Origin of the sequence: Streptococcus sp. 29887 (genome assembly GCF_032595075.1) — a bacterium.
Taxonomy (GTDB): Bacteria; Bacillota; Bacilli; order Lactobacillales; family Streptococcaceae; genus Streptococcus; species Streptococcus iners.
The window spans coordinates 350,923-364,019 of record NZ_CP118735.1; the positions used below are offsets into that span (position 1 = coordinate 350,923).

General features: G+C 44.2%; 4 protein-coding genes, 3 tRNA genes, 3 rRNA genes and 2 pseudogenes. 10 read left to right on the forward strand and 2 right to left on the reverse strand.

Features of this window, described 5'->3' with window-relative positions:
• Positions 1–132: 132 nt before the first annotated feature.
• From rpmB to recG, 8 genes are all read left to right on the forward strand, one after another.
• Entirely contained in the window at positions 133–321 is a 189-nt protein-coding gene (gene rpmB / locus PW252_RS01770) for a 50S ribosomal protein L28 (protein WP_001140948.1), read from the forward strand.
• A 782-nt stretch (positions 322–1,103) separates the two neighbouring features.
• A 16S ribosomal RNA gene (locus tag PW252_RS01775) occupies positions 1,104–2,660 on the forward strand.
• A gap of 52 nt (positions 2,661–2,712) precedes the next feature.
• Positions 2,713–2,785: transfer RNA gene (locus PW252_RS01780), tRNA-Ala, on the forward strand.
• A 166-nt stretch (positions 2,786–2,951) separates the two neighbouring features.
• A 23S ribosomal RNA gene (locus PW252_RS01785) occupies positions 2,952–5,854 on the forward strand.
• A 92-nt stretch (positions 5,855–5,946) separates the two neighbouring features.
• Positions 5,947–6,062, forward strand: a 5S ribosomal RNA gene (gene rrf / locus PW252_RS01790).
• Together the 16S, 23S and 5S rRNA genes with 3 tRNA genes alongside form the textbook arrangement of a ribosomal RNA operon.
• Before the next feature lie 5 nt (positions 6,063–6,067).
• A tRNA-Asn gene (locus PW252_RS01795) sits at positions 6,068–6,140 on the forward strand.
• Positions 6,141–6,163: 23 nt separating this feature from the next.
• Positions 6,164–6,235 (forward strand) — tRNA-Glu (locus PW252_RS01800).
• A gap of 60 nt (positions 6,236–6,295) precedes the next feature.
• A complete protein-coding gene (gene recG, locus PW252_RS01805; RefSeq protein ID WP_248051621.1) occupies positions 6,296–8,314 on the forward strand; it encodes an ATP-dependent DNA helicase RecG in 2,019 nt (672 codons plus the stop codon).
• Positions 8,315–8,377: 63 nt separating this feature from the next.
• Here recG and PW252_RS01810 read toward each other — a convergent pair whose 3' ends face one another.
• Complete coding sequence (locus PW252_RS01810; protein ID WP_248051619.1) at positions 8,378–9,337, reverse strand: asparaginase; 960 nt, start codon at positions 9,335–9,337, stop codon at positions 8,378–8,380.
• A gap of 69 nt (positions 9,338–9,406) precedes the next feature.
• On the opposite strand from PW252_RS01810, the pseudogene PW252_RS01815 reads away from it, so the two are divergent.
• Both PW252_RS01815 and PW252_RS01820 read left to right on the forward strand, forming a co-directional pair.
• Positions 9,407–10,790: pseudogene (locus PW252_RS01815) on the forward strand (Cof-type HAD-IIB family hydrolase).
• Positions 10,791–10,880: 90 nt separating this feature from the next.
• Positions 10,881–12,441 (forward strand): annotated as a pseudogene (locus PW252_RS01820) (IS1182 family transposase); the annotation flags it as partial.
• Between the two features lie 124 nt (positions 12,442–12,565).
• On the opposite strand, the gene PW252_RS01825 reads toward PW252_RS01820, so the two are convergent.
• A complete protein-coding gene (locus PW252_RS01825) occupies positions 12,566–13,018 on the reverse strand; it encodes a universal stress protein (protein ID WP_105118590.1) in 453 nt (150 codons plus the stop codon).
• Positions 13,019–13,097 lie beyond the last annotated feature (79 nt).

The following is a 13,097-nucleotide window of genomic DNA, read 5'->3' on the forward strand; positions in this document are numbered from 1 at the left end:
GCCTAGCTAGCAAGAAGAATGAGAATAAAAAATAAAAATATTTCTTGCCAAGTCCATTCTTTTCTGTTAGAATAGTATGGTATGTGGTGCTAGCACATCCTATATATTTGATCAAATGAGGAGGAATATACAATGGCTAAAGTATGTTATTTTACTGGTCGTAAGACTGTATCAGGTAACAACCGTTCACACGCTATGAACCAAACAAAACGCGCAGTTAAACCAAACCTTCAAAAAGTTACTGTTTTGATTGATGGTAAACCTAAAAAAGTTTGGGCTTCAGCTCGTGCTCTTAAATCAGGCAAAGTTGAGCGTGTATAATAAGAAAGTCGTTAGAATAGTCTAGCGACTTTTTTGTACCTGTAAATGAAAATAATAAGTTGCTAGCTAGAAGTAGTTCTTCATTTTAGACATTTATAACATATCTGACAAACAAGAAATAATACTCAATAAAAATTAAAAATAGCATGCAAGAACAATTACTATGTGTAAAAATTCAATATTTAAGTTCAGATTGGCGACTAGCCGTACTCTGCTCAAAAACTTCAAAATTGAAATACTCTGCATTCCATTTGATTGGTAGATAGCTTTCCTCCTGATTCTAAATGAGTATGAAAACCTTCAGTTTCGCTTAAGTTTGTTCTTGTAAACTGTATTCAAGCTAGAAATAGTGAGCAACTTTTTCTTTTACATATAATTTCGAGAGAACAGTGGCATGAAAAAAATATTAAAAAGTTCTTGACAGCCGGAACGGAAGATGATAGAATGATTGAGTTGTCTTTTAGAGAACCTGTTAACCGTTTGAAAAAAAGTTTCAAAAAGTAGTTGACAAGGTCAAATGAAGATGATAGAATAATTGAGTTGTCAAATCTGAAGCGACACAACACGAAAAAAGAAATTAAAAAAGTTTCAAAAAAGTGTTGACAAGCAGTTGAAGAAATGATAAACTAAGATAGTTGTCGCGAGAGAGCGATAACAACAAGACCTTTGAAAATTAAAGAAGACGAACCAAACGTGCAGGGTGATTTATCGAATGATAAATCGTCAATGAACAAAAACAATAAAACGGAAAGCTAGTGATAGCTTGAGTTTGAATCAAAACTTTTTATGAGAGTTTGATCCTGGCTCAGGACGAACGCTGGCGGCGTGCCTAATACATGCAAGTGGAACGCACTTATTTCACCGGAGCTTGCTCCACCGAGATAAGTGAGTCGCGAACGGGTGAGTAACGCGTAGGTAACCTGCCTCATAGCGGGGGATAACTATTGGAAACGATAGCTAATACCGCATAACAACATTTATCGCATGGTAGATGTTTGAAAGGAGCAATTGCTTCACTATGAGATGGACCTGCGTTGTATTAGCTAGTTGGTGGGGTAACGGCTCACCAAGGCATCGATACATAGCCGACCTGAGAGGGTGATCGGCCACACTGGGACTGAGACACGGCCCAGACTCCTACGGGAGGCAGCAGTAGGGAATCTTCGGCAATGGGGGCAACCCTGACCGAGCAACGCCGCGTGAGTGAAGAAGGTTTTCGGATCGTAAAGCTCTGTTGTAAGAGAAGAACTGTGAGAAGAGTGGAAAGTTTCTCACTTGACGGTATCTTACCAGAAAGGGACGGCTAACTACGTGCCAGCAGCCGCGGTAATACGTAGGTCCCGAGCGTTGTCCGGATTTATTGGGCGTAAAGCGAGCGCAGGCGGTTTGATAAGTCTGAAGTAAAAGGCTGTGGCTTAACCATAGTACGCTTTGGAAACTGTCAAACTTGAGTGCAGAAGGGGAGAGTGGAATTCCATGTGTAGCGGTGAAATGCGTAGATATATGGAGGAACACCGGTGGCGAAAGCGGCTCTCTGGTCTGTAACTGACGCTGAGGCTCGAAAGCGTGGGGAGCGAACAGGATTAGATACCCTGGTAGTCCACGCCGTAAACGATGAGTGCTAGGTGTTGGGTCCTTTCCGGGACTCAGTGCCGCAGCTAACGCATTAAGCACTCCGCCTGGGGAGTACGACCGCAAGGTTGAAACTCAAAGGAATTGACGGGGGCCCGCACAAGCGGTGGAGCATGTGGTTTAATTCGAAGCAACGCGAAGAACCTTACCAGGTCTTGACATCCCAGTGACCGCCCTAGAGATAGGGTTTCTCTTCGGAGCACTGGTGACAGGTGGTGCATGGTTGTCGTCAGCTCGTGTCGTGAGATGTTGGGTTAAGTCCCGCAACGAGCGCAACCCCTATTGTTAGTTGCCATCATTCAGTTGGGCACTCTAGCGAGACTGCCGGTAATAAACCGGAGGAAGGTGGGGATGACGTCAAATCATCATGCCCCTTATGACCTGGGCTACACACGTGCTACAATGGCTGGTACAACGAGTCGCAAGTCGGTGACGGCAAGCTAATCTCTTAAAGCCAGTCTCAGTTCGGATTGTAGGCTGCAACTCGCCTACATGAAGTCGGAATCGCTAGTAATCGCGGATCAGCACGCCGCGGTGAATACGTTCCCGGGCCTTGTACACACCGCCCGTCACACCACGAGAGTTTGTAACACCCGAAGTCGGTGAGGTAACCTTTTAGGAGCCAGCCGCCTAAGGTGGGATAGATGATTGGGGTGAAGTCGTAACAAGGTAGCCGTATCGGAAGGTGCGGCTGGATCACCTCCTTTCTAAGGAAATGGAACCTGTACGTTAGTCTTCTTTAATTTTGAGAGGTCTTGTGGGGCCTTAGCTCAGCTGGGAGAGCGCCTGCTTTGCACGCAGGAGGTCAGCGGTTCGATCCCGCTAGGCTCCATTAACAACGGAAGTTGTTAAGATTTTGTCCATTGAAAATTGAATATCTATCAAACATTCCTGATGTATCTGCAAGGATACATTAAGAAATAGTAACAAGAAAATAAACCGAAAACGCTGTGAATATTTAATGAGTTTTCTAATTTTTTTAAAAATTAGGTTAATAAGGTTAAGTTAATAAGGGCGCACGGTGGATGCCTTGGCACTAGAAGCCGATGAAGGACGTGACTAACGACGAAATGCCTTGGGGAGCTGTAAGTAAGCAATGATCCAGGGATGTCCGAATGGGGGAACCCGGCAGGTAATGCCTGTCACTCACTACTGTTAAGGTAGTGTAGAGGAAGACGCAGTGAACTGAAACATCTAAGTAGCTGCAGGAAGAGAAAGCAAAAGCGATTGCCTTAGTAGCGGCGAGCGAAACGGCAGGAGGGCAAACCGAAGAGTTTACTCTTCGGGGTTGTAGGACTGCAATGTGGACTTAAAGAGTATAGAAGAATTACCTGGGAAGGTAAGCCAAAGAGAGTAATAGCCTCGTATTTGAAATAGTCTTTATACCTAGCAGTATCCTGAGTACGGCGAGACACGCGAAATCTCGTCGGAATCCGGGAGGACCATCTCCCAACCCTAAATACTCTCTAGTGACCGATAGTGAACCAGTACCGTGAGGGAAAGGTGAAAAGTACCCCGGAAGGGGAGTGAAATAGAACCTGAAACCGTGTGCCTACAACAAGTTCGAGCCCGTTAATGGGTGAGAGCGTGCCTTTTGTAGAATGAACCGGCGAGTTACGTTATGATGCGAGGTTAAGTTGAAGAGACGGAGCCGTAGGGAAACCGAGTCTGAATAGGGCGCTTTAGTATCATGACGTAGACCCGAAACCATGTGACCTACCCATGAGCAGGTTGAAGGTGCGGTAAGACGCACTGGAGGACCGAACCAGGGCACGTTGAAAAGTGCTTGGATGACTTGTGGGTAGCGGAGAAATTCCAAACGAACTTGGAGATAGCTGGTTCTCTCCGAAATAGCTTTAGGGCTAGCGTCGACATTAAGAATCTTGGAGGTAGAGCACTGTTTGGATGAGGGGGCCATCTCGGTTTACTGATTTCAGATAAACTCCGAATGCCAATGATTTATGGTCGGCAGTCAGACTGCGAGTGCTAAGATCCGTAGTCGAAAGGGAAACAGCCCAGACCACCAGCTAAGGTCCCAAAATAATTGTTAAGTGGAAAAGGATGTGGGGTTGCACAGACAACTAGGATGTTAGCTTAGAAGCAGCTATTCATTCAAAGAGTGCGTAATAGCTCACTAGTCGAGTGACCCTGCGCCGAAAATGTACCGGGGCTAAAACAATTTACCGAAGCTGTGGATAACACTTAGGTGTTATGGTAGGAGAGCGTTCTATGTGTGAAGAAGGTATACCGTGAGGAGTGCTGGAACGCATAGAAGTGAGAATGCCGGTATGAGTAGCGAAAGATGGGTGAGAATCCCATCCACCGTAAGACTAAGGTTTCCAGGGGAAGGCTCGTCCGCCCTGGGTTAGTCGGGACCTAAGGAGAGACCGAAAGGTGTATCCGATGGACAACAGGTTGATATTCCTGTACTAGAGTATGAAGTGATGGAGGGACGCAGTAGGCTAACTAAAGCGGGCGATTGGAAGTGCCCGTCTAAGCAGTGAGGTGTGATATGAGTCAAATGCTTGTATCTATAACATTGAGCTGTGATGGGGAGCGAAGTTAAGTAGCGAAGTTAGTGACGTCACACTGCCGAGAAAAGCTTCTAGCGTTGTATCATACTCTACCCGTACCGCAAACCGACACAGGTAGTCGAGGCGAGTAGCCTCAGGTGAGCGAGAGAACTCTCGTTAAGGAACTCGGCAAAATGACCCCGTAACTTCGGGAGAAGGGGTGCTGACTTTACGTCAGCCGCAGTGAATAGGCCCAAGCAACTGTTTATCAAAAACACAGCTCTCTGCTAAATCGTAAGATGATGTATAGGGGGTGACGCCTGCCCGGTGCTGGAAGGTTAAGAGGAGGGTTTAGCGCAAGCGAAGATCTGAATTGAAGCCCCAGTAAACGGCGGCCGTAACTATAACGGTCCTAAGGTAGCGAAATTCCTTGTCGGGTAAGTTCCGACCCGCACGAAAGGCGTAATGATTTGGGCACTGTCTCAACGAGAGACTCGGTGAAATTTTAGTACCTGTGAAGATGCAGGTTACCCGCGACAGGACGGAAAGACCCCATGGAGCTTTACTGCAGTTTGATATTGAGTATCTGTACCACATGTACAGGATAGGTAGGAGCCTACGAAGTCGGGACGCCAGTTTCGACTGAGGCGCTGTTGGGATACTACCCTTGTGTTATGGCTACTCTAACCCGGTAGGTTTATCATCTACGGAGACAGTGTCTGACGGGCAGTTTGACTGGGGCGGTCGCCTCCTAAAAGGTAACGGAGGCGCCCAAAGGTTCCCTCAGAATGGTTGGAAATCATTCGCAGAGTGTAAAGGTATAAGGGAGCTTGACTGCGAGAGCTACAACTCGAGCAGGGACGAAAGTCGGGCTTAGTGATCCGGTGGTTCCGTATGGAAGGGCCATCGCTCAACGGATAAAAGCTACCCTGGGGATAACAGGCTTATCTCCCCCAAGAGTTCACATCGACGGGGAGGTTTGGCACCTCGATGTCGGCTCGTCGCATCCTGGGGCTGTAGTCGGTCCCAAGGGTTGGGCTGTTCGCCCATTAAAGCGGCACGCGAGCTGGGTTCAGAACGTCGTGAGACAGTTCGGTCCCTATCCGTCGCGGGCGTAGGAAATTTGAGAGGATCTGCTCCTAGTACGAGAGGACCAGAGTGGACTTACCGCTGGTGTACCAGTTGTCTTGCCAAAGGCATCGCTGGGTAGCTATGTAGGGACGGGATAAACGCTGAAAGCATCTAAGTGTGAAACCCACCTCAAGATGAGATTTCCCATAACTTTATGTTAGTAAGAGCCCTGAGAGATGATCAGGTAGATAGGTTGGAAGTGGAAGTGTGGCGACACATGTAGCGGACCAATACTAATCGCTCGAGGACTTATCCTAGATAAGCAAAATTCAACGAAGTCAATATTGACAAGCGTTCGGTTTCTTGTTAGAATATAGATATTCAATTTTGAGTTGACAAAACTCAGTAGTTAAGTGACGATAGCCTAGGAGATACACCTGTTCCCATGCCGAACACAGCAGTTAAGCCCTAGAACGCCTGAAGTAGTTGGGGGTTGCCCCCTGTGAGATACGGTAGTCGCTTAGCGAAATTCCGCCATAGCTCAGTTGGTAGAGCGCATGACTGTTAATCATGATGTCACAGGTTCGAGCCCTGTTGGCGGAGTAAAGAGAAATCTTTAGTTACATGGTCCGTTGGTCAAGGGGTTAAGACACCGCCTTTTCACGGCGGTAACACGGGTTCGAATCCCGTACGGACTATATTGAAGGGCAATGCCCTTTTTTTGTTTTTACTGCTTATTTTTATAGTATAATTGAATTATGAAAACTTTATCAGATCATTTATCGGTTTTGCCTGGAATTGGTCCAAAATCAGCAGAGAAATTTTTAAAATTGAATCTTGAGACGATTGGGCAGTTATTAACTTATTATCCATTTCGGTACGAGGACTTTGAAAGTAAGTCTATATTAGATTTGCAAGATGGGGAAAAGGCTGTAGTGGTTGGTAGCGTGGTATCTCCGGCTAATGTGCAGTATTATGGTTATAAGAGAAATCGGCTACGTTTCTCGATTAAGCAGGGTGAGATAGTTCTGTCGGTTTCTTTTTTCAATCAGCCTTACTTAGCTGATAAGATTGCAATGGGGCAGGACATTGCAATTTGGGGTAAGTGGGATAAGGCAAAGGCTAGTTTGACTGGTATGAAGTTGTTGGCTCAGGTAGCTGAGGATTTACAGCCGGTCTATCATGTGGCTCAAGGTATTTCTCAATCTCAGTTGGTCAAAGCTATTAAATCAGCAGTTGATAATGGTTATTTGGATTTGTTGGATGAGAATTTGCCGGTAGTTTTATTAGAGAAGTATCGTCTTTTAAATCGAAAACAGGCTGTTTTTGCTATGCATTTTCCGTCTAATCTGGATGAATACCGTCAAGCCTTGCGCCGCATTAAGTTTGAAGAATTATTTTATTTCCAGTTGCAATTGCAATTGTTGAAAGCTGGGAACCGTGACCTTTCTAGTGGTTTGAAGATTGATTTTGATAAGGTAGAATTGGACAGGCAAATTGGGAAACTACCTTTTCTTTTGACGGACGCGCAACTAACTGCTTTGGAAGAGATTTTGGCTGATATGGGAGCTTCTCTCCATATGAACCGCTTGTTGCAGGGAGATGTGGGGTCTGGTAAGACAGTAGTTGCAGGCTTGGCGATGTTGGCAGCGGTAAGTGCTGGTATGCAAGCGGCTATTATGGTTCCAACAGAAATTTTGGCAGAACAGCATTATGAGAGTTTGTGCCAGCTATTCCCCGATTTATCTATTGCGCTCTTAACGGGTGGGATGAAGGTTTCCGAGCGTAGGACTACTTTAGAGGCGATTTCTGATGGACGGGTTCAGATGATAGTTGGTACCCATGCATTGATACAAGAGGGTGTAGTATATCACAAGCTAGGGCTTGTCGTGACTGACGAGCAACATCGATTTGGTGTTAAACAAAGGCGTTTGTTTAGAGAAAAGGGGGATAATCCTGATGTGCTCATGATGACAGCAACGCCTATTCCTAGAACCTTGGCTATAACAGCCTTTGGAGATATGGATGTTTCTATTATCAACCAATTACCTGCTGGACGGAAACCCATTATTACTCGATGGGTCAAGCATCAGCAGTTGCCTACCGTTTTAGAATGGCTTGAAAAGGAATTAAAAAAGGGAGCTCAAGTTTATTTTATTTCTCCCTTAATTGACGAGTCTGAGGCCTTGGATTTGAAAAATGCAATTGACTTGCAGGTTGACTTACAAGCTCATTTTGGTGGACAATTTACTGTGGATTTGTTGCATGGTAAGATGAAGAATGAAGAAAAGGATTCCATTATGCAGGCCTTTAAGGAGCAAAAGACTGATATTTTGGTTTCGACAACCGTTATTGAAGTCGGTGTCAATGTCCCTAATGCAACAGTTATGGTTATTATGGATGCCGACCGTTTTGGTTTAAGTCAGCTTCATCAGTTGAGGGGGCGTGTTGGACGTGGGCATAAGCAGTCCTATGCTATTTTGGTAGCTAATCCTAAAACAGAGTCGGGTAAGGAACGGATGAAGATTATGACAGAAACGACGGACGGTTTTATACTAGCTGAGGCAGATTTAAAAATGCGTGGGTCTGGTGAAATTTTTGGTACTCGCCAATCGGGTTTACCAGAATTTCAGGTAGCTAATATTGTTGAAGATTATCCAATTCTGGAGGAGGCTAGACGAGTTGCTAGTAAGATTGTTAGTGAAGAAAATTGGCAGGAAAATCCAAACTGGTCAGTTTTGCTGAAACATTTGAAGGATAAGGAAGAATTAGATTAGATTTGAAAGATTGAAAAAAGACCGATTGTTCGGTCTTTTGTGGTTTTGAGCGTGCAGCTGTGATTAGCCTTGGATGTAGTCAGCTAAGGCTTGTCCTTTTAAGCCGGCATTGAGGGCAATTAGTAGTTTCAGGCGAGCTTTTTGTGCATTTAATTCTTTGACAAAGAGGATGCCGTCTTGTTCTAGCTGAATGCCACCGCCTTGATAGGCGTAAACGGGTTCGGCAATGCCGTTAAAGCAACGAGAAACTAGAATAATAGGAAGTCCTCGTTCCAGGAGTTTTTTGATAGTTGGAAGGATAGTGGGTGGGAGGTTACCTGCTCCAAGTGCTTCGATAACTAGTCCAGAAATGTCAGTTTTTGTCAGAGCTTCGAGGAGAACAGTGTCCATGTCTGCATAGGCCTTGATGATTGGAACTGTTCCTGATAGAGCTGACAGGTCAAAGCGTACGCGTGGTTCAGCTGTTTTAAAGTAGAGAATTTCACGTTTGGTAACCAGTCCAAGCGGCCCATGCGTTGGTGTTTGGAAGGTAGATACATTGGTTGTATGGGTCTTGGTAACATACTTGGCGGCATGAATTTCATCATTCATAACGACTAGCACTCCCTTGTCTGCAGACTTTTCATCCGCTGCGACACGGAGGGCTGTTTGGTAGTTGTAAACTCCGTCGCTACCAAGTTCATTGGATGAACGCATGGCCCCAGTTAATACAATTGGTTTTTCCGGTATGGCCATGGTATCGAGAAAATAGGCTGTTTCTTCAAGTGTATCGGTGCCGTGGGTAATGACAAAACCATCAAAGTTTGCTTGTTCAGTCTTGATTTTTTGATAGAGGGTCATCATGTGTTCCAAACGGATATGAGGGCTTGGAACATTGAGAAAATCGATGGATGTGACTTGTATTTCTTCAATGGGTGTGTCGATTTGTGTCATTGGATTGACTTGACTGCTTGTCACATGACCTTCTTGGTCGGCTTGCATGGAAATAGTTCCACCTGTGTGTAGGGCGAGAATTTTTTTCATAAATTTTCTGTTTCTTTCAATTTGTGTTATACTAATTGTAACACAATTCTAAGAAAGGTGGTGAGATGGTTGGCGATTAAGGCTGTATTTTTTGATATTGATGGTACCTTATTGACAGATAAACGTACAGTGAGTAAATCAACCATCTCAGCCATCAATTCCTTGAAAGCAAAGGGGATACTGATTGGCTTGGCAACTGGTCGGGACCCTCGATTTGTCTTGCAATATATGGCTAGTCTAGGTTTGGATTTGGCGATTACTTACAATGGTCAATACATTTTTTCGCGAGAAGAGGTTCTCCATAGCCGTGCTTTAGAAGTTGGACAAGTTGAACAGATGATGGATTATGCTCGGATCAACCATAAGGATTTGGCTCTTGGAACATCGAAGGGAGTTTTTGGTAGCAGAATTATGTCCACAGGGACAGGAAATGTTGCCTATCGTCTTAGTCGCCTCATTCCTGATAGATTTGCTGGTTTGGTGAATTTTATTTTTAACCGTCTGGTGCGCTTGGTTCGACCGCAGCGACAGACAAACCTGAGGGGGTATTTGGAACAGCCGATTTATCAGCTCATGATGCTGACAACAGAGAGAGAAACCAGAGAATTGGAAGCAGGATGTCAGGACTTGTCTTTTACTCGTTCCAGCCCCTATGCAACGGATATTATCAGTAAGGGGAGTTCAAAACTATCTGGAATTTTAAAGGTTGCTGAGAAATATCGTTTTAGTTTAGATGAAGTTGTGGCTTTTGGCGATTCGAATAATGACTATGAAATGTTAAAGGCCATTAAACATTCGGTGGCTATGGGAAATGGAACTAAGAGAGTGCGTAAGGTGGCCTCATTTGTGACAGATAGCAACAACCGCGATGGTATTTATAAGGCATTCGTTCAGTTAGGTTTACTGGAGGAAAACAATGTTTCAGAGCAGAGATGAGAATTTTAATCGTGTGAAAGCTTTTCATGCCTTGATGGATGGTGATACTCAGGAAAGTCCAAGGGTATATGATGGGCAGATGGCGCTGTACCGTTCTAGCTTTAAGCTTGAGGAGATAGTAGAATTTTTGCATGCCTCTTCGGAAAGTGAGGAGGCTTTTCAAGAGTATGTTCATCAGTTGCATGATGGCTTGGATAAGGCCGTTGAAAAGGTGAAAGGCAAGGGTCCGGCTAGTAGATCATTGCAGGACCAGGCAGATGCTCTCTTGGACATTTTGTATTTTACCTATGGTTCTTTTGTCTTAATGGGGGTAGATCCAGCACCTATTTTTGATTTGGTGCATACTGCCAATATGGGAAAAGTTTTTCCGGATGGTAGGGCGCATTTTGATCCGATTACTCACAAAATTCTAAAGCCAGAGGACTGGGAAGAGAAGTTTGCACCGGAGAAAAAGATTGCTAAAGAGCTTGAAAGACAGATGAAAAGAGGCTGGGCAAAAACTAGCTTCTCACAGTAAAAAAACGAGCAATTCCAATTAGGAGTTGCTCGTTTTCCATTTCATGCTTTATAATTATAATAACGACAAAACAACTAGAAAGGCATGAAAATGTATAAACAGTATAACACAAATCAGTTAAGTTTGGAATTAAATATTGCTTGGGATTTACCTGCAACGCATGAGGCTCGTCTGATTAGTCAGTTTGTGGATACTATTCCTTTATCCGTTCTGTTAGAAGAAACTTCCCACACAGGTCGTCCTGCCTTTCATCCAGCTATGTTGCTTAAAATGACCCTGTTTGCCTACGCTCGCCAGGTATTCTCTGGTCGGAAAATCGTTCAAATGAATGAAGAAGTCATTCCTATGAAATGGCTGAGTCAGGATACCTATGTCTGTTATCGGACCATAAACAGTTTTCGGGCTAGCACACACGCCAATCAGCTCATCAAAACTACCTTCATTTACTTCACCCTCCTCCTCAGAGAGAATGGCTTGATTGAAGATGAGGCTCTCTTCATTGATGGAACAAAGGTAGAAGCTGATGCCAACAAGTATTCCTTCACGTGGAAAAAGGCCGTTGAACGCTACGAAGATGCCTTGAATGGAAACATTTCTGCCCTTTATGACAAACTAGTCCAAGAAGGGGTGAATACTGCCTTGTCCAAGGAAGAATGCCTCACTAGCGAGGGACTAAACCAACTCCTACAAGAAACCGAACAAGTATTGGATGAGGTGGAAGAAGCTATCTCACAAGAGCCTAAAGTCATCAAAGGTGGCTCAGCCAACAGACAGAAACGAAGAAGAATTAAGAAACTCAAGAGAAAGTTGAAAGAAGATTGTCTTGTTCGGAAACAGAAGTACGAACGAGATAAACAGATTTTACAAGAACGAAACTCCTACTCAAAAACAGATCCCGACGCTACATTCATGAGAATGAAAGAGGATCATATGAAGAATGGTCAGCTCAAACCGGGCTACAACCTCCAACTTGGCACAAACAGCCAGTTTGCCTTAGCTTACGGACTGTTTCCGAATCCAACTGACACTCGTACACTCAAGCCTTTTCTTCAATCCATCCAAACCCTAGAACTCTTTAAACACATTGTCGCAGATGCAGGTTATGGTAGTGAAGAAAATTATAGCTTTATCCTTGATGACCTGGAGAAAACACCTCTGATTCCCTACGGAACATATCAGAAAGAGCAGAAGAAAAGCTACAAGAAGAGTGATGCCAATCCTGAAAACTGGACTTACTTGGAAGATTCTGACCAATGGATAAAGCCAGATGGGGTTGTCTACTCGTTTAAGAATTATTCACGAAGAATGGACAAGTATGGATTTGAGAAAGATATTAAGATTTACGAAGCTGATCCTGTACAAGCTAGTAAAGAGTTAGACCAGTTAGCACGGACGGAAAAAGGAAACCTCAAACAAATTCAGTATAATCCTACGTGGAACTATTTCAAGAACTTAGTCAAAGAGGAATTGACAAGTAAAGAGGGAGCCCGCATTTATGCCAAACGCAAGGTGGATGTCGAACCTGTATTTGGTAGGATGAAGGGTGTTTTTGGCGTGCGCAGAGTCCATGTCAGAGGTCAAAAGGTGGTTGAAACAGAGATAGGATTCCTCCTAATGAGCATGAATCTAACGAAATTGGCTAAGAAATTAGTCCAAGAGAGTAGAAACAGAAAGAAAAACACAGACAGTTCGGCTGGATTTCATCTGAAGCAGCTCAATCTGTCTGTGTATTTTTTTAGTTATTGGCTAGTTTTTGCCCAGCCTCTTTTCGTGTTTTATAAGCTTTTTTCACCATCGCGGACGATGAGCAAATCAATATTTGCGTGGCGCATGATGTATTCGGAAGAAGAACCGATTAGGAGGCGTTCGAAGGCGTTAAGACCTGTTGCTCCAAGTAACATGAGATCGGCACCAGTTTCTTTAGGAATATCGACTGCCAAGAGTGTTTTGGGATTACCAAATTCGATATGGATTTGAACTTCTGCCAATCCAGCTTCAACAGCGCTTTGTTTGTACTCTTCTAGCAATAGCTCCGCTTCTTTTTCTAATGTTTCATAGACAGAGGCATCAAAGGCAACAACATTGTGAAGGGCACGTGTGTCGATTACATGGGCAATAACCAATCGAGCCTGGTTGCGTTTGGCAACATGAATTGCCTTGTGCAGAGCTAATTCAGCACCTGTGGATCCATCGACAGCTACGAGGATGGTCTTGTAAGATTGTGTCATACTAGTCACTCCTTTCAGCAAGTCTTCATTTCTAGAATGATAGATTATTATTACATTTATATTATAAGTCTTTTTTTAG